General features: G+C 61.6%; 18 protein-coding genes. 9 read left to right on the top strand and 9 right to left on the bottom strand.

Features of this window, described 5'->3' with window-relative positions; genetic code table 11:
- Positions 1–99: 99 nt before the first annotated feature.
- From E4633_RS12020 to shc, 6 genes are all read right to left on the bottom strand, one after another.
- On the bottom strand, positions 100–456 hold the full coding sequence (locus E4633_RS12020) for a helix-turn-helix domain-containing protein (RefSeq protein WP_135870509.1): 357 nt from the start codon (positions 454–456) through the stop codon (positions 100–102).
- A complete protein-coding gene (locus tag E4633_RS12025) occupies positions 425–703 on the bottom strand; it encodes a cytotoxic translational repressor of toxin-antitoxin stability system (RefSeq protein WP_135870510.1) in 279 nt (92 codons plus the stop codon). Before E4633_RS12025 ends, E4633_RS12020 begins: the two co-directional genes overlap by 32 nt.
- 184 nt (positions 704–887) lie before the next feature.
- On the bottom strand, positions 888–1886 hold the full coding sequence (gene hpnH, locus E4633_RS12030; protein ID WP_135870511.1) for an adenosyl-hopene transferase HpnH: 999 nt from the start codon (positions 1884–1886) through the stop codon (positions 888–890).
- Between the two features lie 120 nt (positions 1887–2006).
- Positions 2007–3914 (bottom strand): 1-deoxy-D-xylulose-5-phosphate synthase, encoded by a 1908-nt coding sequence (gene dxs / locus E4633_RS12035; protein ID WP_135870512.1) that lies wholly within the window; start codon positions 3912–3914, stop codon positions 2007–2009.
- A gap of 276 nt (positions 3915–4190) precedes the next feature.
- The gene (gene hpnA, locus E4633_RS12040; RefSeq protein WP_135870513.1) at positions 4191–5183 is read right to left on the bottom strand and encodes a hopanoid-associated sugar epimerase; all 993 of its coding nucleotides are present in this window, start codon (positions 5181–5183) and stop codon (positions 4191–4193) included.
- A complete protein-coding gene (gene shc / locus E4633_RS12045; RefSeq protein ID WP_135870514.1) occupies positions 5184–7232 on the bottom strand; it encodes a squalene--hopene cyclase in 2049 nt (682 codons plus the stop codon).
- Positions 7233–7461: 229 nt separating this feature from the next.
- Here shc and E4633_RS12050 point away from each other — a divergent pair, with 229 nt between their 5' ends.
- The 3 genes from E4633_RS12050 (at position 7462) to hpnI (ending at position 12213) form a co-directional block, all read left to right on the top strand.
- Complete coding sequence (locus E4633_RS12050; protein WP_135870515.1) at positions 7462–10110, top strand: MMPL family transporter; 2649 nt, start codon at positions 7462–7464, stop codon at positions 10108–10110.
- 403 nt (positions 10111–10513) lie between these two features.
- Entirely contained in the window at positions 10514–11059 is a 546-nt protein-coding gene (locus E4633_RS12055) for a class I SAM-dependent methyltransferase (protein ID WP_407925458.1), read from the top strand.
- A complete protein-coding gene (gene hpnI / locus E4633_RS12060; RefSeq protein ID WP_135870517.1) occupies positions 11059–12213 on the top strand; it encodes a bacteriohopanetetrol glucosamine biosynthesis glycosyltransferase HpnI in 1155 nt (384 codons plus the stop codon). The genes E4633_RS12055 and hpnI overlap by 1 nt, the downstream gene beginning before the upstream one ends.
- A gap of 68 nt (positions 12214–12281) precedes the next feature.
- On the opposite strand, the gene E4633_RS12065 is transcribed toward hpnI, so the two are convergent.
- Genes E4633_RS12065 through E4633_RS12075 form a run of 3 tightly spaced genes read right to left on the bottom strand, consistent with a single transcriptional unit; the run spans position 12282 to position 14898 of the window.
- The gene (locus E4633_RS12065) at positions 12282–12494 is read right to left on the bottom strand and encodes a DUF2905 domain-containing protein (protein WP_135870518.1); all 213 of its coding nucleotides are present in this window, start codon (positions 12492–12494) and stop codon (positions 12282–12284) included.
- Between the two features lie 32 nt (positions 12495–12526).
- Positions 12527–13057, bottom strand: coding sequence for an epoxyqueuosine reductase QueH (locus tag E4633_RS12070; protein ID WP_135870519.1), 531 nt, complete (start codon positions 13055–13057; stop codon positions 12527–12529).
- A gap of 8 nt (positions 13058–13065) precedes the next feature.
- Complete coding sequence (locus E4633_RS12075; protein ID WP_135870520.1) at positions 13066–14898, bottom strand: cytochrome C; 1833 nt, start codon at positions 14896–14898, stop codon at positions 13066–13068.
- Between the two features lie 254 nt (positions 14899–15152).
- On the opposite strand from E4633_RS12075, the gene E4633_RS12080 reads away from it, so the two are divergent.
- From E4633_RS12080 to E4633_RS12105, 6 genes are all read left to right on the top strand, one after another.
- Complete coding sequence (locus E4633_RS12080; protein ID WP_135870521.1) at positions 15153–16451, top strand: cytochrome C; 1299 nt, start codon at positions 15153–15155, stop codon at positions 16449–16451.
- 74 nt (positions 16452–16525) lie between these two features.
- Complete coding sequence (locus E4633_RS12085) at positions 16526–16885, top strand: cytochrome C (RefSeq protein WP_135870522.1); 360 nt, start codon at positions 16526–16528, stop codon at positions 16883–16885.
- 5 nt (positions 16886–16890) lie between these two features.
- The gene (locus tag E4633_RS12090; protein ID WP_135870523.1) at positions 16891–19095 is read left to right on the top strand and encodes a methyl-accepting chemotaxis protein; all 2205 of its coding nucleotides are present in this window, start codon (positions 16891–16893) and stop codon (positions 19093–19095) included.
- A gap of 164 nt (positions 19096–19259) precedes the next feature.
- The gene (trpA, locus tag E4633_RS12095; RefSeq protein ID WP_135870524.1) at positions 19260–20066 is read left to right on the top strand and encodes a tryptophan synthase subunit alpha; all 807 of its coding nucleotides are present in this window, start codon (positions 19260–19262) and stop codon (positions 20064–20066) included.
- Between the two features lie 131 nt (positions 20067–20197).
- Positions 20198–21046 carry an acetyl-CoA carboxylase, carboxyltransferase subunit beta gene (accD, locus tag E4633_RS12100; protein WP_135870525.1) on the top strand — a complete coding sequence of 283 codons (849 nt, stop codon included), beginning with the start codon at positions 20198–20200 and terminating at the stop codon, positions 21044–21046.
- A 111-nt stretch (positions 21047–21157) separates the two neighbouring features.
- On the top strand, positions 21158–21784 hold the full coding sequence (locus tag E4633_RS12105; protein ID WP_135870526.1) for a LysE family translocator: 627 nt from the start codon (positions 21158–21160) through the stop codon (positions 21782–21784).
- The last annotated feature ends 37 nt before the right edge of the window (positions 21785–21821 follow it).

Here is a 21821-nt window from a genome sequence, read left to right on the forward strand (position 1 = left end):
GTGAAAAGGGGACGGGCTACTTTTATCACCACAGATGGCAGAGGGGAGAGCCCCACAACGTCCTCAGCCTCTGGAAAAAGGTAAACCTGTGACTTTCGATTATAAAAAGACCCTATAGTCGCTTACGTTTAGTGCCTCGGCCAGCTTTCTGGCCCACTCTCTTCCCATCTGCCGCTTGCCACTTTCCAACTCCGAGATGTGTCTCTGCGGAATACCCGTCAACTCCGCGAGCTGCCTCTGAGTCATGCCTTCCCGGTGCCGTGCACCCTTGAGCGCCATCCCTTGAGCGTTTTCCGCATAGCCCGGAAAGGCTTCTTCGATGGTAACGTACTCGTTTGCCTCCAGTACACCGATCTCTTTGGCGTAGCTTCTGAGCAGTTTGATCTCGTCTTGACTGCCGATGAAGCGGGCTTCTGCTTTTTTGTCAGTAGGGGGCTTTTTCGTGCGTTCCAACATAAGTTAGCTCCACAAGGTTGATTTCTCCGCCGATCTCTTCCCATACGGCAACGTAAGTAGGTTTTCCCTTCTTGATATGACGGTGGTGTCTTTGGTAACTGAGCTTTCCATAATTCGGCCAGTCGCCTCTGACCGGCCCAGATCTCGATATCTCGTGCAGCAGGAAGAGGAGAGCAGTCTTCACCTTTTCTGGCAGCTTCTCTTTCTGCTTATTCGCCTGTCGAGTCAGCCTGACCGTGTAACTCATAATATACCTTATTTGTGTATCAAATCCCAACCTAGAAATTCAGGTTGCCGGGGCGGTATAGGACAGGGGCGCGGTGCGCAGGGGCGTTTTGGATTATAGATTTGAACAGCCGACATTACAAACGCGAGAAGGGGCAGCCCTGCGGCTGCCCCTTCTCGTCTTTCAACGTTGATCAAAGTCCAAGCTAGGACAGGTTCCACAAAAACATTTCCCACATGTCTTTCCAGCTCTTGCCGATCTCGGAGACGACGGTCGGTTCGAAACCGCAGTGCATCATGCACTGGGCACAACGCTGGTCCTTGCCTACGCCGTACTTGTCCCACTGGGTTTTCTCCATCATCTCGGCGAAACTGCCGTAGTGCTCGTCGGTAATCAGGTAGCAGGGGGCCTTCCAGCCGCGCGGATTGCGGGTCGGGTTCCCCCACGGGGTGCACTCGAGATCTTTGTCGCCCTTCAAGAACCTCAGGTACATCGGCGTGGAGAAGAAACGGAAGCGCTTGCTCATCTCGTACACTTCCTCGAACTTTTTCTGGATCTCGCGGCGCTCCAAGAAGAGCTTCTCGCCTACCGCTTCGTAGCCGAAGCCGGGGGCAACGAGGAAGCCGTCAACGCCCGTGTCGCGCAGGTGCGAGAAGAGCATCTCGATCTCGATGAGGTTCGTTTCCTTGAAGATCGTGGTGTTGGTGCAGAGACGGAAGCCGAGCGCCTTGGCCTTCTTGATGGCGGACATGGCGATCTTGAAGGTACCGGGACGCTCCAGGATGCGGTCGTGGGTCTCTTCCATCCCGTCCAGGTGGACGTTCAGGACGAAGTTAGGATGCGGCTTGAGTGTGTCGAGCGCCTTCTCCAGCAAGAGGGCGTTGGTGCAGAGGTAGATGTGCTTGCCGCGCTCAAGGACCGCATCGATGAGCTCGAAGATGTGCGGGTAGAGGAAGGGCTCGCCGCCGGTTATCGTGACAACCGGTGCCGGGCATTGGTCCACCGAGTCCAGGCACTCCTGCAGGGTCATCATCTCCTGAATGGTGTCTGCGTACTCGCGGATCCTGCCGCAGCCGGAGCAGGCGAGGTTGCAAAGATGGGTGGGCTCAAGCATGAGAACCAGGGGATACTTCTCCACCTTTTTCATCTTGTTGCTCATGATGTAGCGGGTCAGGTCGTAATTCAATCGCATCGGAAAACGCATCGTAGATTTATCCTTCTCGTCTCTGGTTTTTTTCTGTTTCTGACACAGCTGCGGGACAGGCCGAGGTTACTCTTCTTTCAGCCTGTCCCGCTCTAGTTGTCGGTCCGCTTCAAAGTTGCGTTACTTCACTACGGTAAGCTGGGGATGCGCGCTTCCCGCACCCTGCAGGAAGGCCTGGCAGGTGGCGGCGATGCCTGCGGCGTCGATGCCGAGGTCGGCTCTCAACTGAGCCTGGCTTCCCTGTTCGATGAACTTGTCGGGTATCCCGATCCTCTTCACGCGCACGGCGGTCATCCCTGCGTCGGCTACCGCCTCTAGTACGGCGCTGCCGAAGCCACCCATCAGTGCATTCTCCTCGACGGTGACGACGCAGCCGGTACGGCCCGCCTGGGCGAGGATAAGGTCGCGATCGAGCGGCTTGACGAAGCGGGCGTTCACCACGGAGGCGAAGATCCCTTTCTGCTTCAACATGGATGCCGCTTCGAGGGCGGGGTAGACGGTGGAGCCGATGGCGACCAGGGTCAGATCGCTCCCCTCGACGAGGAGTTCGCCCTTGCCGACCTCGAGCCCCTTGGGATCCTTGTCCATGGCGACGCCGTAACCCGCACCGCGCGGGTAGCGAAGCGAGATGGGACGGCCGTGGTAGATGGCGGTCTTCAGCATGTGCTGCAGCTCGTTCTCGTCCTTCGGGGCCATCACGGTAAGTTCCGGGAGGTGGCGCAGGTACGACATGTCGAAGGCGCCGTGGTGCGTCGGGCCGTCGTCGCCGACGAGGCCGGCGCGGTCAAGGGCCAGAGTGACCGGGAGCTTCTGCAGACAGATGTCGTGGAACACCTGGTCGTAGGCCCGCTGGGTGAAGGTCGAGTAGATCGCGGCGACCGGACGGAATCCCTCGACGGCAAGACCGGCCGCGAAGGTGAGCGCGTGCTGCTCGGCGATCCCCACATCGAAGAAGCGTTCCGGAAAGCGCTTCGCGAAGGGGGTGAGTCCGGTGCCGTCTGGCATGGCGGCGGTGATGGCGAGGATCTTGTCGTCCTTTTCGCCGAGCTTCACCAGGGTGTCGCCGAAGACCTGGGTGTAGGAGGGGGGCGCCGGTTTGGCCGGGGCCGCACTCGCGGGTTTCATCGGGGCCACGCCGTGGAACTTGTCCGGCATGTCCTCGGCCGGTGCGTAACCTTTCCCCTTCTTGGTCATCACGTGTACGAGGATCGGCCCTTCCAGGCGTTTCACGTTTTCGAGGACGGCGAGCATGCTCTGGATGTCGTGCCCGGCGATGGGGCCTACGTACTCGAAGCCGAGCGCCTCGAAAAGGGTCCCCGGGGTGAGGAACCCCTTGAGCGAGTTCTCCGCCTTCTTGGCGAAGTGCAGGATGTTGCCGCCGATGGCCGGGATGCCGGCGAGGAGACCCTCCATTTCCTTTTTCAGGTTCCGGTAGTAGGTACCGGTCATCTTGCGCGAGATGAAGGAGGAGAGGGCGCCGACGTTCTTCGAGATGGACATCTCGTTGTCGTTCAAGACGACGATCAGGTTCTTTTTGAGGTGTCCCGCCTGGTTTAGCGCCTCGAGCGCCATGCCGCCGGTGAGTGAGCCGTCGCCGATGACGGCGATGGAGCGCGCGTCACCCCCTTTGAGGGCGTTCGCGACCGCGAGGCCGAGCCCCGCGGAGATCGACGTGGAGGAGTGGCCCGCACCGAAGGGGTCATGGGGGGACTCGGAGCGTTTAGGGAAGCCACTGATCCCCTTGTAGCAGCGCTGGGTGTGGAAGCTGTCGCGCCGCCCGGTCAGGATCTTGTGGGTGTAGGCCTGGTGACCGACGTCCCAGACGATCTTGTCCTTAGGGGAATTAAAGCAGTAGTGCAGCGCGATGGAGAGCTCGACGACGCCCAGATTCGAGGCGAGGTGCCCCCCTGTCTTGGCCACGTTTTCCATGAGGAAGCTGCGCACCTCGTCGGCGAGCGGCGTGAGCTCCTCGGCATCCAGCTTCTTCAGGTCGTCGGGACCGTTTATCTTGCTTAGCAGTGTGTACATGGATCTCCTTGAGAACCCGTAACGGTTAAGAAGCGAAAAGCAAAACCAACTGGTGACCCGTAGCCCTTTAGGGCGAAGGGACAACTTGTGGCCCGTAGCTCTTTGTGGCGAAGGGACAACTTGTGGCCCGTAGCTCTTTATGGCGAAGGGACATGGCCATGCTAAAAGCAAATAAAAACAATTGGTAACTTATGCCCCGCAGCCCTTAAGGCGAAGGGATAACTTGTGGCCCGTAGCCCCTTTAGGGTGAAGGGGTAACTTGTGGCCCGTAGCCCTTTAGGGCGAAGGGACATAGCCGTTATCTTTGAACCACCGCACGGCACGTTCGAGCGCGTCTTCCACCGGGGTTTGCGGCAACCCGAGCTCGGCTGTCGCCTTGCCGGAATCGAAAAACATGAACTTCTTTGCCATCTGCACCCCGGCGAGCGGGATGAGCGGCTCCCGCCCGGTAACCGCGGAGATGGCGTGGTTCGCGTAGGCCGCCATGAGGATCGGGTAGTAGGGGAGTTTCACCCGCGGCGCCTTGAGCCCCGTGATCGCCGAGAGCATCTCGAAGATCTCGGCGAGGGTGAGGTTGCGGTTCCCCAGGATGTACTTCTGCCCGATCCTTCCTTTCTGTGCGGCGAGCAGGTGTCCGCGGGCGCAGACCTCGACGTCGATCAGGTTGAGCCCGGTGTCGAGATAGGCCGGCATCTTGCCGTTCAGAAAGTCGACGATGATCTTTCCCGTCGGCGTCGGCTTCACGTCCATCGGCCCGACCGGCGTGGAGGGGTTCACGATGACGAGGGGCAATCCCTTGTCGAGGTACGATTCGGCGGCGCGCTCGGCCAGGAACTTGCTCTTCTTGTAGTCCCCGACCATGTCGTCGAAGCCGACCGGCGTCTCCTCGTTTCCGGGGGTGCCGTCGCCCGGGTTCCCCAGGGTGCCGACGCTGCTCGTGTAGACCACCTTTCCCACCCCGGCGGCAAGCGCCGCGGAGAGGATGTTGCGGGTCCCGGTGACGTTCACGTCGTACATCGCCTGCGGCGTCCTCGTCCAGAGCCGGTAATCGGCGGCGGCGTGAAAGAGCGCGTCGCAGCCGGTAAGTGCCATGACCAAAGGCTCACGTTCGGAGAGGTCCCCCTCGTGCAGTTCGACGTCGAGCCCCTTGAGGTTACGCCGGTCTGAGCCCGGGCGAACGAGCAGGCGCACCAGCCAGCCGTCTTTCAGCAGTTCGCGCGCGATGCTCGCGCCGATGAAGCCGGTGGCTCCGGTGACGAAAGCCTTCATCTACTCCTCGGACAGCCCGCCGGTCAGGGTCCGGTAGGTACCGAGCGCCATGAGCGGGAAGCAGTTGCGGTAGATGTGGTACTTGATCATGAAGTACTTCGGGAACCCGGTCCCGGTGTACTGCGTCTCGTCCCAGGTCCCGTCCGGGTTCTGCGTCGAGATGAGGTACTGGATGCCGCGCACCACGGTGGCGCAGTTCACCTCGCCCGTAGCCATGAGGCCGAGCAACGCCCAGCCCGTCTGCGAAGCGGTGCTCTCGCCCATGCCCGCAAGGGACGGATCGTGGTACGACTCGCAGGTCTCGCCCCAGCCGCCGTCGATGTTCTGGCGCGACTTGATCCAGTTCACCGCCTTCTTCACGTAGGGCGCTTCCATGTCCTCGCCGATGGCGGAGAGCCCGCAAAGCACGCTCCAGGTGCCGTAAAGGTAGTTCACCCCCCAGCGGCCCCACCAGGGTCCTTCCGGCTCCTGGTTCTTCTTCAGGAAGTCGAGCCCCCTGACCGCCGCGGGGTAGCTCTTCGGATAGCCGAAGCTCCCCATCAGCTCGAGCATGCGCCCGGTGAGGTCCGCGGTCGGCGGATCGATGAGCGCCTCGAGGTCGGCGAACGGGATCTTGTTGAGGAAGTGCTTCGTGTTGTCCTTGTCGAAGGCGCCCCAGCCGCCGTTTTTGCTCTGCATGCCGAGGCACCAGGCGATGCCGCGCCGCACCGACTCCTCGAGCGCCTTGGGATCCTTCACCTTGATGTCCTTCAAGGCCATCATGACGAAGCCGGAGTCGTCCACGTCCGGGTACCAGTCGTTCTGGAACTCGAAGGCCCATCCTCCCGGCTCGAGTTCGGGCGACTTGATGCGCCAATCTCCCGGCCTTCTCACCTCGCGCTCCAGAAGCCACTGAGCCCCTTTGACCAGTGAGGGGTGATCCGTCGGAACGCCCGCGTCGACGAGCGCCTTCAGCGCGAGGGCCGTGTCCCACACCGGCGAGATGCACGACTGCAGCACGATTTGATCGTCGTTCTCAATACAGAAGTTGTCCAGGGCCTTCAGCCCCTGCACCATGACCGGGTGGTCGTTCTCGTATCCCAGGGCGCTAAGCGCAAGGACCGCGTTCAGCATGGCCGGCTGGATGCCGCCCCAGTCCCCGGTTTCCTCCTGGTGCTCGAGTATCCACTCCTCCGCCTTCGCAATGCCCGCCTTCCTGAAGGGGCGGATCGGGCTTCTCTCGTAGACCTTCAGCACGTGGTCGAGCCCGATGAAGAAGTTCTTCAAGGTGAGGATCCCCTCCTCCTTGGTGAAGGAGTAATCGATGGCGCGAGGCGGCCGTACGAAAAGCTCCTGCACCCGCTGGGACGGGTCGATCCCGTGCACCGGGCGGTGGTGCATCACGATGGAGAGCGGGATGATGGTCGCCCTCGCCCAACTGGAGAACTCGTACATGTTTATGTAGGCCCAGTTGGGCAACATGTTGAGTTCCACGGGCATGCTCGGGACGCCGAGCCAGTCGAACTCGCCGAAAAGGGCGAGGAAGATCTTGGTGAAGACGCGCGCCTTGATGATGCCGCCCTTCTCAAGGACGAAGGCGCGTGCCTTCTCCATGGCGGGGTGGTCGGCCGGGTAGCCTGCAAGTTTCAGCGCGAAGTACGCCTCGATGGTGGTGGAAAGGTCCCCAGGTCCACCGAAGTAAATAGTCCATGAACCCTCCTCTGTCTGTTTGGAGAGGAGGTATGCACTCATCTTCCTTTCGCGCTCACGATCAACGAGCCCGAGGAAGTGGAACAGCATGATATATTCAGCCGTGATGGTGACATTGGATTCGAGCTCGGCCCACCAGTAACCTTTGGGGAGCTGTTCCCTGAAGAAGAAGTCACGGCATCCTTCTATCGCGACATCGAGGGGACTCTTTGCCTTTCCAGGCTTACTCTTCCAGAGCGACGCGGGGAACTGATGCACCGTTGCCCCTGCCTTTTGTTCGGCGGTCTGTTCCGGCTCACTAACGATGCCGTTAAATGAGGTGAGTGCATGTGATATGGGGTGTTTGAATGGTGCGTTCACCACATACTCCTTTGGTCCGGATTGGTCTAGATTAACTCAGTGTATCCGTTTTGCAGATAGTTACAAGGATCGAAATCTATCACGCTTTTCCAGAAAAATACACTGTTTTTTCGGAATTATTATTTTTTTTCTTAATGAAAACAATGAGTTGCTTCGCGGTGTTGATTGTGTTTGTCGTGTGTGCTAGGTTGCGGCGTCCTAACTTTCCCCACGCAAAGGCAACGATCCCATGAAAGAAACGGCTAAAAGCAGCCTCCTCTTCTCCTTCGCGGCGCGGCGCCCCTGGCTGGTGCTCGCCATCGCACTCGTGCTCTCCGTACTTTCGCTTTGGCTCACTTCCCAGCGCATGGAGTTTCTGACCGGCCGGGACGACCTCATGCCCCGCAACACCGCCTTCAACCGCGATTACCAGGCCTTCCGCGCCGAGTTCGGCAGCATGGAAGACATCGTCGTGGTGATCGAGGGACAGGACCCGGAGCGGGTGGGGGCCTTCGGAACCCGGCTGCACGACGTCCTGGCGAAGGACAGGGCGCATTTCTCGGACGTCTTCTACCCTTACGCACTCCCGTTTTTCCGGGACAACGGCCTGCTGTTCATGCCGCTTGAGGACATAAAGGAGTTGCGCCGCAACCTGACCCTCGCCGCGCCGTTCCTGCGCGCGCTTTCCGCGAAGCCTTCGGTGCAGACCCTCTTCACCCACCTGACCGGAAGCATGGATCAGTACTTGGCCGGTGATGAGAAGAAACTCCCCGAGATAATGTTCATGCTGGACAAGCTGGGTGCCGGGTTCACGAGCTTCGGGACCGGGAAGGGGAGCGTCCCCTCGATGGAAAGCGTCTTCATGAACAAGGATTCGGCCTTCGCGCGTGCCGGGCGCCAGCAGATCCTCACCGCGCTCCCGGTGCGCGACATCTCCGGCTTTGTACCGGCCGGTGCGGCCATCGCCGTGGTGCGGGGCGAGGTAGCGCGGCTGAAGGCGCTTCCCGAGTTCAAAGGGGTGACCGTCGGGCTCACCGGCACGCCGGTACTGGAAAACGAGGAGATGGCGACGAGCGAGAAGGACATCACGCTCGCCACCGTGGTCTCTCTGGCGCTCACCACGGTCCTGCTTCTCTTCGCCTTCCGCGGCGTGCTGAACGTAGCCGCCGCCATGGTCTCGCTGCTCGTAGCCATCTCGGTCTCCTTCGGCTTCGCCACCGTTGCGGTCGGGCACCTGAACATACTCTCCATGGTGTTCGCCGTCATGCTGATCGGCATCGGCATCGAGTACGGCATCCAGGTGGTGCTGCGCTACCAGGAGGAGTTGCGCCGGGGCGCCCCCGAGCTTCCCGCCCTCGAGACCGGGCTCACCCGCAACGTCTGGGCCATCGTCATGGCAGCGGCCACCGTCGCCGCCGCCTTTTTGACCTTCGTCTTCACCGACTTCCGCGGCATCTCCGAACTTGGCATTATTGCCGCCGGTGGGGTCGTCATCTGCGTCCTGGTAACCTTCACGGTGCTTCCCGCCATGCTGGTACTCTTGGTGCGTTACCGCAAGAAGCCGTCCCCGGTGAAGGGATCCATCGAAATGGAGGACCGGCTGCTCTCCCGCATCGTCTTCGGCAACCCGAAGATCGTGATCGGACTTACCGCCCTTCTTTGCCTGGCCTCACTCTACCCGCTCTCTCGCGTCTCCTTCGACTACAACCTGATGAACCTGCAGGCTAAGGGGCTCGAGTCGGTCAACTACGCCTACAAGCTCATGAAGAGCAAGGAGAATAGCGGCTACTTTGCCGTCGTCATGGCGAAGGACGCCGAGGATGCGCGTGCGAAGACCGCGAGGCTCGAGGCGCTCCCGACCGTGGACCACGTGGTGAGCATAAATACGCTCGTGCCGGACCACCAGGCTGAGAAGCTTGCGGAACTGGAAGCGGTGCGCCGGGAGCTCGCCGACGTGAAGCCCGCACCGTACGAGGAGGACCTCTCCCTGATGGAGCTCCCACGCGTCTTCGAGGCCTTCAGGAACTCGTCCGTCAAGGTGAAGGAGCGCCTCGAGAAGGAGCGCCGCCCTGAGGCGAAGCAGGCGGCCGCCTTCGTGGCGACCCTGGACAAGTTCTTCGCCGGTCTGGAGAAGGAGCGCGACCGCAACGCCGTCGGCATGCTGCAGGATTTCCAGGGGGGGATGTTCCGCGACCTTCCGGCTAAGATCGAAATGCTGAAGCAAAGCCTCGCCGCGAAGCCAGTAACCGAGGCAGACGTCCCGAAGGAACTGCGCTCGCGCTTCGTCGGCAAGACCGGAAAGCTCATGCTTCAGGTGGCGCCGAAAAAGGAGATCTTCAACCGCGAGCCGCTCGAGGCCTTCCTAAAGGACGTGCGCAGCGTCGACGCCCACGCGACCGGGGAGCCGGTGATGGTCTACGAGTCGATGACCATCATGCGCGACTCCTACCGCCTCGCCTTCATCTATGCCTTTGCCGCCATCGTCGGGATCCTCCTCGTCGCCTTCAGGAGTGTCAAGTTCGCGCTCATCGGGCTTGTCCCGCTCGTCGTAGGTCTCCTCTTCATGGTGAGCGGCATGTGGATCTTCGGCATCAGCTTCAACTCGGCGAACATCATCGTGATGCCCCTGGTGCTCGGCATCGCGGTCGATTCCGGGATTTACATCATAAATCGCTACCGGCGCGAGGAGGGAAGTGCGGGGAGCGTGATCTTAAGTTCCACCGGCGTCGGGGTGCTGCTGAACACGCTGACCATCATGGCGAGCTTCGGCGCGCTCATGGTGGCGCGGCACCAGGGGGTATTCAGCATCGGCGCCGTGATGTCGCTCGGCATGGTCGCTTGCCAGGTTGCCTTCATGGTCACGCTGCCGGCGGTGCTGACGCTTGCCGCTAAGAAGTAATAAACGCGAGTTCTTCAAGCTCCGACCTTGCGGAGGTGCTGCAGGGAATTTCGTGGAAGCATGGGTGCGTTCGTATCGGAGCAGTGAGCATGGCATCACGTTCCCCCCTTTGCGAAGGGGGGGCATGGGGGATTTAGCTTTGGTCGGACCATACAAGACCTGCTGACAATACGACCGCGCGCGCTCCTTTTTCTCCTCCAAGAGGAAAACAAGACCTGGAATCCCGTGGTGCCAACGAGAGCTTAGGGATAAAAGCAAATCCCCCCCGTCCCCCCTTCGCAAAGGGGGGGGGCGCTGGGGCTTGTGCAGCTGAGATAAGGATGAGGAGCTGAGGTCTTGGCAAAGGGGCAGAGGGGGAGAATTGGGCACGGTCGGGATGAAAAATGAAACGCTGCGGGGGGCGGTGCCCTTGTCGCATTACTTCCTGAGGGAACGGGTGCGCCCGGGGGGGCTGGTCGTGGACGCTACCTGCGGCAACGGCTTCGATACCCTCGTTCTGGCACAACTGGTCGGTGCATCCGGGACGGTCTGGGCCTTCGACGTGCAGCCCTCCGCCATCGCCGCGACGCGCGAGCTTCTCGAGCGGGAAGGGTGCCCGGACCGGGTGCGGCTCATCGAGGCGGGACACGAGCGCCTCGGCGAGTTCGTACCGGAGGGGATTACGGCCGCGGTCTTCAACCTGGGCTACCTCCCCGGCGGGGACGCCGCCCTCATCACCGATCCCGCCAATACCGTCGCCGCTTTGGAGCAGGCAGCACAACTCCTCGCACCGGGGGGGATCGTCACCGTCGCCATTTATACCGGGCACGCCGGCGGTCCGGAGGAGGCGCAGGCCGTGGAGAACTGGGCGGCCTCTCTGCACCCCGGCCGCTTCAACGTCTGGCGGCACCGGCAGTTGAACCGCCCCGAAACCGCACCTTATCTCGTCTTCGTGGAAAGGATCCGCTGATGTTACGCGACGCCCTCCCGTTTCTCCTGGTCGCTCCTTCGCTCGCTTACGCCGCGATCACCCTGCACTGCGGGCGGACTTTCTTCCGCGGCATAAAACCGCTGCCCGACCACGCGCCTCCCGTATCCGTCCTGAAGCCGGTGCGCGGCGTCGACGGCGACAGTTTCGAGAACTTCGCCTCCTTCTGTCTCCAGGATTACCCCGAGTACCAGATCGTCTTCGCCGTCGCCTCTGGCGACGACCCGGTAATCCCCATCATCCGCCGCCTTATCGCCTCCTTTCCCGAGCGGGACATCGAGCTCGTCGTCGATCCGTCCATACACGGCGCCAACTACAAGGTCTGCAACCTCATGCACGCCTACGCTAAGGCGAAACACCCGCTCATCGTCGTCTGCGACAGCGACATCAGGGTGGAGAAGGGGTACCTGCGCGCGGTCTGCGCCCCCTTCATCGATCCAAAGGTCGGGCTTGTCACCTCGCTCTACCGCAGCACCGAGGTGCGGGGGGCGGGGTGTGCCATCGAGGCGCTCGGCTTTTGCTGCGAGATGATGCCCAACGTGATGACGGCGCTGAAGCTCGAGGGGCTTTCCTTCGCCCTCGGGGCGTCGATGGCGGTGCGGCGGGAGGCCTTGGAAAAAATCGGGGGCTTCGAGGCGCTTGTCGATTACCTGGCCGACGACTACCAACTAGGCAACATGATCTTCAAGGCGGGTTACCGGCTCGAACTTTCACCGTTCTTCGTGGAGAGCATGATGCGCGGGGACGAGAAGCTCTCCGAGCTGTTGTCGCGGCAGTTGCGCTGGGGACGCACCATGCGCGTCTCCCGTCCGGGCGGGTATCTCGCGTCCGGGATAACCTTGCCTTTCCCCGGGGCGCTCCTCGCGGTGCTCATTTCCGGTTTCTCGGCGGCGGGGTGGGGGGCTGCGGCGCTCCTCTACCTCGTGCGCTCCGTGGTATCGACGGCGTACAGCCGGACGCTCGTCAAGGACCGGCTCCTGCCGCGCTGGTTGTGGCTCGTGCCGCTGCGCGACGCGCTCTCTTTTGCGGTGTGGGGATTGTCGCTCATCGGCAACCGCGTGCGCTGGCGCGGAGACCTCTTCGAGCTGGAGAAGGGCGGAAAGATTGTGCCGCTTGGCGCAACCCCCGACAGGTAACCGCCACTCAATGCTCCCGCCCCCCGGAGGGGGAGGGGAGTGGGAATCAGGGGGAGGAGAGTCGGCGTTTACTTGCGGAAGAACCAGAGGATCAGTGACAGCAAGAGGGAGATGATGATGCTGGTGGCAAGCGGGAAGTAGAAGGTGAAGTTCTCTTTCTTCACGTAGATGTCGCCCGGCAGCCGACCAAGCCATGGTATCTTGCCGCCAAGGGTGAAGATGGCGCCGATGGCGGCGATGATGAGCCCTAGTATGATGAGGGATTTGCCGAAGGAGGGCATGGTGTAGTCCTTGAGGTTTGCCCGGGAACGTCCTACTTCCTGACGTAGCGTTCCTTCTCGCTGTAGATGCAGCCGCAGTATTTTTGGCGGTAAAGACCCATCTCCTTGGAAAGGTTGATCCCTTCCTGCCAGCCGGTCCTGAAGTCCTCGTAGTGGAATTCCACCCCGTAACGCTCGCCAAGTTTGACACCCAGTTCGCGTATCATCTGCTGGTTCTGATACCTGCTGTAGAGAAGGGTGGAACTGAAGCGGGCAAAGCCCAGTTCCGCCGCGGTTTTCGCCGCTTCTTCGAGCCTCGAGCGGTAGCAGTAGGCACAACGCCCCTGCGGCTCGCCCGCCACGTTGGAGAGGAACTCCTCCAGGAGGTACTCCTCCCGGTAGATCACCTCGAGCTCCACCATCTGCGCGTAGCTCTTCAAAGCCTCCATACGGAGCTTGTACTCCGTGTAGGGGTGGATGTTGTGGTTGAAGAAGAGCCCGGTGACGTCAAGCCCGGCGGAGCGCAACTCCTTGACCGGATAGATGGCGCAGGGGCCGCAGCATATGTGCAGAAGTATCTTCATGGTCCGCCCTATGGACGCGCCCCCCCTGGCCCACCCAACAGGTACTTTATGGCATCCGCCTTGACCTTGGCAAAGGCGTCTGCGTAGGCCGTGCCGGGAAGCTGTGCCGCTATGTAGTACCCTCCCATGATCGGGTTGCTGAGCGATACCTTGCCGGTGCCGCTGTTCACGGCAAGGGTGGCGTTGTTGATGGCGCTTTCCACGTCGTTATCGAGGATGCCGTTGTTGAGCCAGTCGATGGAATCGTAGATGAGCCGCTTGGTGTAGATGCGGTTGTGCGCGAAGGCGCCGGGGTCGTTTTGCAGCAGGCTCGAGTTGAAGAACGCACCCATGGTGTTCGCGCCGCCGCCGGGGAACGCGGCGTTGTAGTCGGAATTCTTGTTCGCCAAGGGGCGCACCTTGGAGCGCGAGGGGTTGAGCGTGCTGGCCGGCAGGGACGGGTCGGTCTTCAGAACGTTCAACATCGCGAGGGCTGCAGCGTAACCGTCCTTTTCGGACTGCAGGAATGCTGGGCTCAGCTCATGCTCACCGATGTGACAGTGGGCGCAGGTCTTGCTGGTGATGGTCGAGATGATGCCTGCGCTGTCCTCTTCCACCGGGAGGAAGGTGTGCGTGGCGTTGTTGTTCATGTGGCAGGTCACGCAGGGGCCGCTGTTGCCGGTGCCGTGTTCGTTTGCTACCCCGATGTACCTATGCAGGTAATAGTCCGGAACGTAGTTGCGGCCGGTGAACTCGTACCCGCCGGTGCGGAAGACCAGGGTTGCCGCGGCGCGGTCGTGGGCTCCCGGGGTGTTGGTGTTGCTGAAGTCCATCCCGGCGGCAACCGCGTCATAAATCATCGAGCCGATACCACGGCCGGAGTGGCAGGGGACGCAGATGTTGGATGCGGTGACGTCGGGGTAGGTCGTTGCCTTGTTGTTCAGTTTCAACGTCGGAGAGCTGTTAACCGACGAGAAGTTGTAATAGATGACGGCCGGGGCAACGGTGCGTGCCACCCAGCTGTAGGCGCGTCCCTTGCCGTTATCGTGACATACGTCGCAGCCGGTGACTTCCTTGCTCTTGTCGGGTGACGGGGCGTCCGCAGGCTGTGCCGCACCGGGAGCTACCTTCTGGGGGTAGTTCTGCACCACTTGGTAGCCAGGACCGGCAAAAGGCTTCTGGACCTTGAAGCCGCTGGTCACGAAGTTGATATAGCCGGTGGAGGTGTGGCAGCGCACGCAGTAGTACTGGAAGGTGGTGGCGGCCGGTTCGTAGGTGCCACGGGTCTTGAAATCGTAGTTGGTCCTGGCCTTGGTCACGTTGCCGTGCCCGGAGTCGGCCCAGTCCCTGTTCACGTTGATGGCAGCGGTCGGATTGTGCGGGTTATGACATTTGCGGCAGTTGCCGACATAGTTTGAGCTCACATACGAGGCGCGGTACTTGCTGTCGGAGAAGCTGGTCGTCATGTTGCCGAAGTGCTGCGGGGCAAGCCTGACCATGAGATCGTTCGGGAAGGCGAGGCCGTGGCACTTGCCGCATTTGCCCGAGGCGTCAGGATTCTGGAGCGCCACACCACTGCCGCCGCCGTGGCACTTGGAGCAGGAGCTCGGGTGCCCGGGGTGGGGTTCGTGGCAATCGGCGCATCCTGCCGCGTTGGCGGTGTTGTGGGATGAGGCAAGCCACTCCTTTACGATGAGCTCGCCTGTACCGGGGGAGACCGAACCGCCGTGACAGCTTGCGTCCATGCACTTCTGGGATTGGGCGAGCTTGGAAACACTCCCCGAGGTATCGGCTGTGCTGCCCCCGCATGCGGCGAGGAGGAGAGGAATGAAGATTATGAATACAATATTTCTTAGCAACATAGCATGCCCTCCCAGACTTTTAGACGCTACCTTATAGCATTTTCCACAGCAAAAAAGTAGAGAAAAATGAGCGCTAACTCACAGGGGCGCCGCTTTTCTGTTTCCTCCTTTTTGTTAAGTTGACTTCACTTCGTCAATATTGTAATAATCATCCGTCCAATTGCGCCAAGTATGCATCAGGCGGGGAATTCGGCCGGGCCAGTGTCATTGGTTGTATTTAATTTTCAGTACTGATTGCAATGCAGGAGTCCATCATGTTTCTCAGAAAGCATACTTCCGCAGTCATGTTCTTTCTCGGTATCTCCCTCGCTCCCCTGCTGGTCCCCGGTCATGCCGATGCCATCCCAGCCTTCAGCCGGCAGCACAAGACCGAATGTTCCACCTGCCATACCATCTACCCCGAACTGAACGAGTTCGGCGACGCCTTTCTGAAAAACGGCTACGTATGGCCCCACAAGAAGGGTGAGGCGTCGAAGGGCACCGAACAGGCGGGCAACGAGTGGGCCGTCATCTCCGGCCTGCCGCAGCAGATCCCGATCTCGCTCACCGCGAGCGCCGATCTCGCCTATGACGAGGACGCCGCCGACGGCAACAAGCTCGACCTTTCGGCAAGATCCATCACGCTGCAGGCGGGTGGTTCCTTCCGCGACCTGGTCGGCTTCTTCGCGACCTACAACCTCTACTCCCAGGGGATGCAGCGGGGATCGAGCCTCTCCACCCCCGCAGAGAACACCAACGTTCCTCCCGGCAACACCCCGGACCTCGACGAGCTGTTCCTGGTCTGGCGCCAGGCCGTCGGCACGCCGGTCAACGTGAAGGTGGGGCGTTTCGAGCCGAAGCTCTCCCTTTGGAAGAAGAGTAACCGCATCCTTCCCGTACCTTCTTACGCCTCGACCACCTACCGCGTCGGTTTCTCCCCGTTCAGCAGCGATGCCACCGAGGACGGCGTCGAGCTGAACGCGCTTCTGGGCAACCGTCTCTTCGTCGCTGCGGGCGTCGTGGACCGAAACGGCCAGGACCGCGAGGATGGCTACGGGCACATCTCCTACAAGATCGGCGGAACCGACCTGAAGGGGCAGGAGCCCGAGGTGGACCTGGAGCATGACAGCATCTGGGACTTTTTGAGCGTGACCCTGGGCGGCTTCGGCTACTGGGGGCAAAACGGCGAGTTGGACGGCGACGGCATCTCGCGCAACCGCAACAACTTCCGCCGCATCGGCGCCGAGGCCGACATCCTTTACAAACGTCTGCACCTGAAGGGGAGCGGCAGCTTCGGCAGGGATTCCAACCCCGACTTATCTCTCTTCGCGACGAGCGTGGACAGCCGCGCCTACACCCTGGAAGGTGAGTACTACCTCGGTGCGCCGGTCAACCTGGTACCGCTTTTCCGCTACGAATACCTGAACGCCGGCTACGGCGCGATCAAACGTTTCACCCCGGCCCTGGCCTATGCCCCGCTGCAGAACCTGCGGCTTTCGCTTGAGTACACCCACAGCATTGCTCCGGAGGGGACGGGCAACATCGCCTTCGCCTCCATCGCCTTCAGCCTCTAGCCCAAGGCACCGGAAATGCTAAGCACGGCGGCTTCTGCCGTCGTAGATAATGTCTCGGAGGATTCAGCACCACTATGAAAAAGCTCCTCGTTACCATGCTCCTCGTCGCAGCTACCGCAACCACTGCCCACGCCGGTCTCAGAGTCATCGGCAGGGGTGACGCCATGCGTCTTGATCCCTCCTCCTTTCCCCCGGCCATGAAGGCGAACTACGAGATCGTCAGGGTGAAATGCGTTAAGTGTCACACCCTCGAGCGCACCATCGTCGCCATCCAGACCGGTGTCGCTCCCATCTCCGGCCAGCCCTTCGACCGCAGCGCTACCAAGGCGTACGGCATCAAGATGCTGAGGAAGCCGGACTCCAACATGAACAAGGCCGAAGTGAAGGCGTCCGTCGACCTGATGAACTACCTCCTCTCTGAATCGGAGAAGTAACCAAGATGAAAGACCTGACCCTGCGCAGCCGCCTGATCGGGTCGTTCCTGATCATGGCCGTCCTGGTCGCCTTCACCGGCGGTTTCGGTGCCCTCAACATCAAGCGGGTCGGCGGCCAGATCCAGAACATCCTCGAGCAGCTCTCCAAGCAGCAGAAACTGGTACTCCTCATGGGGGTGACCCAGAAGTACTGCCACGTGAGCCTCATGCAGGCGGCCCTGGTTCAAAACGACCCGGAGAAGCTGCAGGAGTACATCGACGACTACCAGATGAAGCGGGACACCCTGCTCAGTCAGGCCCAGATCATCCTTGAGGGGAACAAGAAGCTCGGCGTGCTCCCGGCAGAGAAGGGGAGCGTGGTCGAGAAGCGCACCCGGCAGTTCCTGACGAGCTGGGCCGAGTTCGAGAAGGTCGCCGACGAGCTGATTGCGCGCAAAGAAGCCCTCATGAAGGGGGTTCCCCCGGGGGTGATCAGCCAGGCGGCCAAGGATGCCCTCGCCGATGCGCGTCTCAACAAGCTCGCCAACGAGGAGATCGCCGTCGCCAACGACAAGGCGAAGGAGGACCTGGACGACATCCTCGTCGAGGTCGGCAACCGGATGACTGCGGCGAACAAGCAGGTGACCGAGATCCAGCGTTCGGCCGGCTTCACCTTCGCGGCGGTCATCGTGGTCGCCGTGGCCCTGGCCGTTCTTCTCGGGATGCTCATCACCCGCAACATCGTCTCGCGCGTGAGGACGATGGGCTCCGCCGTGAACCGCGGCGCCGAGGGTGATCTCACCGCCGTCATCGAACTCGGGAACCAGGACGAGATCGGCAAGCTCGGCAGCGATTTCAACGAGATGGTCGGTAGGCTCTCCGGGATGATCGGCAAGGTCTCCCGCTCCTCGAGCGAACTCGCGGTCATCTCCGACACCATGGCCAAGGCCTCGCACACCGTGGTGCAGTCGGCGAAGACGCAGGCCGAGAGCGTCTCCAAGACCTCGGCCGCCATCGTACAGATCAACACCTCCGTGAAAGGGGTGGGCCAGGGGGTTGATTCCCTCTCCATTTCCGCCTCGGAAAGCTCCTCCTCCATCCTCGAGATGGCCTCGAGCGTCGAGGAGGTCGTGCAGAACATGGAGAACCTGGCACTCTCGGTGAACGAGGTGAGCTCCTCCATCGTCGAGATGGGCGCTTCCATCAAGCAGGTGGGTAACGGCGTGGTGAGCCTCATGGAGGTATCCACCGCGACGGCATCCTCGGTCATGGAGATGGACAGCTCCATCAAGCAGGTCGAGCGCAACGCGAACGAGACCGCGGCGATTTCCAAGGCGGTCCGCGTCGACGCGGAGACCGGCCGTGAGGCGGTCGAGGCGGTGATCAACGGCATGCAGGAAATCAAGCACGCCTCGCAGATCACGAGCGAGGTCATCCAGACCCTTTCCGAGCGCGCCACCGACATCGGCGACATCCTCTCCGTCATCGACGAGGTCGCCGAGCAGACGAACCTTCTGGCCCTGAACGCCGCCATCATCGCGGCCCAGGCCGGCGAGCACGGCAAGGGTTTCGCGGTCGTCGCCGACGAGATCAAGGAGCTTTCCGAGAGGACCTCCAGCTCTACCAGGGAGATCTCGCAGGTGATCCGGGCGGTGCAGGACGAGACCCGGCGCGCGGTGGAGGCGATCGATCAGTCCGAGCGCTCCATCGCCGAAGGCGAGCTCCTCTCGCAGAAATCCGGTGCGGCGCTTACGAAGATCGTGGTGGGGGTAACCGAAGCGACCGCGCAGGTGACCGAGATCGCCCGCACCACCGTCGAGCAGGCCAAAGGGAGCCAGATGATCCGCGAGGCGATGGAGCAGGTCTCCGAGATGGTGGCCCAGATCGCCAAGGCGACCCGCGAGCAGGGGCAGGGGAGCGAGCTCATCATGGCGGCCGTCGAGAACATGAAGAGCCTGACCTCCCAGGTGCTCTCCTCCACCCGCGAGCAGAACAAGGTGGGGAACCTGATCGCCCAGTCCACCGAGAGCATCACCGAGATGATCCGACACATAAAGCGCGCCTGCGACGAGCAGTCCCGCGGCTCCGAGCAGATCGTCATGTCCGTCGAGGACATCCAGCAGGCGACCGAGGTGAACCTCGAGTCGACCCGCGTCATGGACGAGGCGGTGTACAAGCTCTTCCGCCAGACCGAGATGCTGAAGCAGGAGATGGAAGCGTTCAAGATCTAGGGACGCCTTGGGCGTCCACTTTAGCCGTACCGATCAATTCCCCCTCTCCACGAGGGGGACTTTTTTTGTTATAAGGGGAGGCCGTCCGGAATTAGCAGGAAGGCCTTAACGTAGAACTTAGAACGTAGAACCTAGAACGTCTTCTAAGGTTTTAAGGAGTTGCCATGGGCAGGATTGCCGATAGATTCGCAGCACTCAAAGCAAAAGGGGAAAAGGGGCTGGTGACCTTCATCACTGCCGGCGACCCGGACCTCGCCACCACCGAACAGGTGGTACTGGAGCTGGAGAAGGCCGGGGCCGACCTGATCGAGCTCGGCGTCCCGTTCTCCGATCCGATGGCGGACGGGCCGACCATCCAGCTCAGCTCGGACCGTGCCCTCGCCTCCGGGACCACGCTCCCGGGGATCCTCGAACTGGTCGCGCGTCTGCGCGGGAAAACCCAGATCCCCATCGTCCTCATGGGCTACTTCAACCCGATCTTCACCTACGGGGCCGAGCGCTTCGCCTGCGATGCCGCCAAGGCGGGTGTGGACGCGCTCCTCGTCGTTGACCTTCCCCCGGAGGAGGCGCCCGAGCTGAAGGAGCACACCGACCGTTGCGGCCTCGACCTCATCTTCCTCCTGACGCCGACCTCGGACGCCGAGCGCGTGGCGTCTGTTGCCCGCCAGGGGAGCGGCTTCATCTATTACGTCTCGGTGACCGGCGTGACCGGCGCGAGGAGTGCTGTGGCCGACACCCTCGCCGAACGCGTAACCTCTGTGCGGGACGCGCTCAGCCTGCCGCTCGTGGTCGGCTTCGGCATCTCTACGCCGGAGCAGGCCGGGCAGGTGGCGCAGGTCGCCGACGGCGTGGTGGTGGGGAGCGCCCTGGTGAAGTATTTCGAGAAATACCAGGGGGCGGAACTGTTGCGGGAGCTCTCCGCCTTCGTCGGCGCTCTAAAACAAGGGGTGCGGCAATCGTCCGCAGGATAATCGTGTTATTCCGGTAGGTTGGCGCGCAAGGTGCACCGTTTTGTTTGACATGCATGAAGCGATCTGCTAAGAAACAGCGCTGATTTACGACTAAATAAAACAGTTGGGGACTTCCCCACGAGAGGGCACATATGGCTTGGTTCAAAAGAGACAACCCGCCTAAGGCAAGAGGGCCGGAGCACAAGGTGAAGGTGCCGGAAGGGCTTTGGACGAAGTGCGTCAGCTGCGCAGAGACCATCTATACGAAGGACATCGAGAGCAACCTGAACGTCTGCCCTAAGTGCGGCCACCACTACCGCATCTCCACCAAGAGGAGGATCGAGCTGCTCATTGACGAGGGGACCTTCGTCGAGTTCGACGCCGGTATCGTGTCGGTCGACTTCCTCGAGTTCAAGGACAGCAAGAGCTACCAGGAGCGCATCGACCAGGCGCTGGCCAAGAAAGGTAGCAAGGACGCCATCGTCTGCGGCTCCGGCAAGATCGAGGGGACCCCGGTGCAACTGTGCGTCTTCGACTTCTCCTTCATGGGGGGCTCCATGGGGAGCGTCGTGGGCGAGAAGATCACCCGCGGCATCGAGCGCGCCCTTGCCGAGCGCACCCCCTGCATCATCGTCTCCGCCTCCGGCGGCGCCAGGATGCAGGAGAGCATCCTCTCCCTCATGCAGATGGCGAAGACCTCCGCGGCCCTTGCCAAGCTCCGTGAAGCAGGGCTTCCCTTCGTCTCCATCCTGACCGACCCGACCACCGGCGGCGTCACCGCGAGCTTCGCGATGCTGGGCGACATCAACATGGCCGAGCCGAAGGCACTCATCGGTTTCGCCGGCCCCCGCGTCATCGAGCAGACCATCCGCCAGAAGCTCCCGCAGGGCTTCCAGCGCTCCGAGTACCTGCTCGACCACGGCATGGTCGACGTCATCGTCGAGCGGAGCAAGATGAAAGCACAGCTCTCCAGCATCCTGCAGATGCTCTACAGAAACTAAAAAAGCAGGTCGAGGTCGCGGTACCAGAGAGGTTAAGGCAGAGGGGGGAAGCTTCCAAACCTTAACCTTTCTCTTTTTGGGCCTCCAAACCTCGAGCCGCCCGGAGTCGCCATGGTTTCCCTTACCCAGCTCGCCCTGTTCGCCGTCGCTTCCACGCTCCTCATCTTCACCCCCGGCCCCGACATCATCTACGTGATGACGCGCGGCGTGGCACAGGGGAGAAAGGCCGGCCTCGCGGCGGCGGCAGGGTTCGCGCTCGGCAACTTCGCGCACACCTTCTTCGCCATCGTCGGCCTCTCCGCCCTGATCACCTCTTCGGCGACCGCGTTTGCCTGCGTGAGGTACGCCGGCGCCGCTTATCTCATGTACATCGGCTTCAAGATGCTCCGCAGCAAGGCGTCCATCGTCCCTGAGGGGGCGGCGGCGGAACTTGCCTGCCGGGTGATCTTTCGTCAAAGCATCCTCGCCAACATCATGAACCCGAAGGTGGCGCTCTTCTTTCTCGCCTTCTTCCCGCAGTTCGTCGAGCGCTCGCGCGGCGGCGTTCCCATGCAGATGCTCGTTCTCGGCAGCACCTTCGTCGTGCTGACCATGCTCTGCTTCGGCCTCGTGGCACTTCTCTCAGGGGAGATCGGGCGCTGGCTGAACCGCAGCGCGGGCGCCGGCAACCGGATCGGACAGGTGGCCGGCTGCATCCTGATGGCCCTCGGGCTGCGTCTTGCCTGGCCCGAGGCCTGAGCCCCTTCAAACCCCGATTGATATGGACTTTTTCATG

The organism is Geomonas terrae, assembly GCF_004791675.1.
Taxonomy (GTDB): domain Bacteria; phylum Desulfobacterota; class Desulfuromonadia; order Geobacterales; family Geobacteraceae; genus Geomonas; species Geomonas edaphica.

Excerpts from the sequence above, each read along its gene's own strand:
- E4633_RS12020 (WP_135870509.1), bottom strand. The coding sequence starts at position 456 with ATGTTGGAACGCACGAAAAAGCCCCCTACTGACAAAAAAGCAGAAGCC.
- E4633_RS12025 (WP_135870510.1), bottom strand. The coding sequence starts at position 703 with ATGAGTTACACGGTCAGGCTGACTCGACAGGCGAATAAGCAGAAAGAG.
- hpnH (WP_135870511.1), bottom strand. The coding sequence starts at position 1,886 with ATGCGTTTTCCGATGCGATTGAATTACGACCTGACCCGCTACATCATG.
- dxs (WP_135870512.1), bottom strand. The coding sequence starts at position 3,914 with ATGTACACACTGCTAAGCAAGATAAACGGTCCCGACGACCTGAAGAAG.
- hpnA (WP_135870513.1), bottom strand. The coding sequence starts at position 5,183 with ATGAAGGCTTTCGTCACCGGAGCCACCGGCTTCATCGGCGCGAGCATC.
- E4633_RS12050 (WP_135870515.1), top strand. The coding sequence starts at position 7,462 with ATGAAAGAAACGGCTAAAAGCAGCCTCCTCTTCTCCTTCGCGGCGCGG.
- hpnI (WP_135870517.1), top strand. The coding sequence starts at position 11,059 with ATGTTACGCGACGCCCTCCCGTTTCTCCTGGTCGCTCCTTCGCTCGCT.
- E4633_RS12065 (WP_135870518.1), bottom strand. The coding sequence starts at position 12,494 with ATGCCCTCCTTCGGCAAATCCCTCATCATACTAGGGCTCATCATCGCC.
- E4633_RS12070 (WP_135870519.1), bottom strand. The coding sequence starts at position 13,057 with ATGAAGATACTTCTGCACATATGCTGCGGCCCCTGCGCCATCTATCCG.
- E4633_RS12075 (WP_135870520.1), bottom strand. The coding sequence starts at position 14,898 with ATGTTGCTAAGAAATATTGTATTCATAATCTTCATTCCTCTCCTCCTC.
- E4633_RS12080 (WP_135870521.1), top strand. The coding sequence starts at position 15,153 with ATGTTTCTCAGAAAGCATACTTCCGCAGTCATGTTCTTTCTCGGTATC.
- E4633_RS12085 (WP_135870522.1), top strand. The coding sequence starts at position 16,526 with ATGAAAAAGCTCCTCGTTACCATGCTCCTCGTCGCAGCTACCGCAACC.
- E4633_RS12090 (WP_135870523.1), top strand. The coding sequence starts at position 16,891 with ATGAAAGACCTGACCCTGCGCAGCCGCCTGATCGGGTCGTTCCTGATC.
- trpA (WP_135870524.1), top strand. The coding sequence starts at position 19,260 with ATGGGCAGGATTGCCGATAGATTCGCAGCACTCAAAGCAAAAGGGGAA.
- accD (WP_135870525.1), top strand. The coding sequence starts at position 20,198 with ATGGCTTGGTTCAAAAGAGACAACCCGCCTAAGGCAAGAGGGCCGGAG.
- E4633_RS12105 (WP_135870526.1), top strand. The coding sequence starts at position 21,158 with ATGGTTTCCCTTACCCAGCTCGCCCTGTTCGCCGTCGCTTCCACGCTC.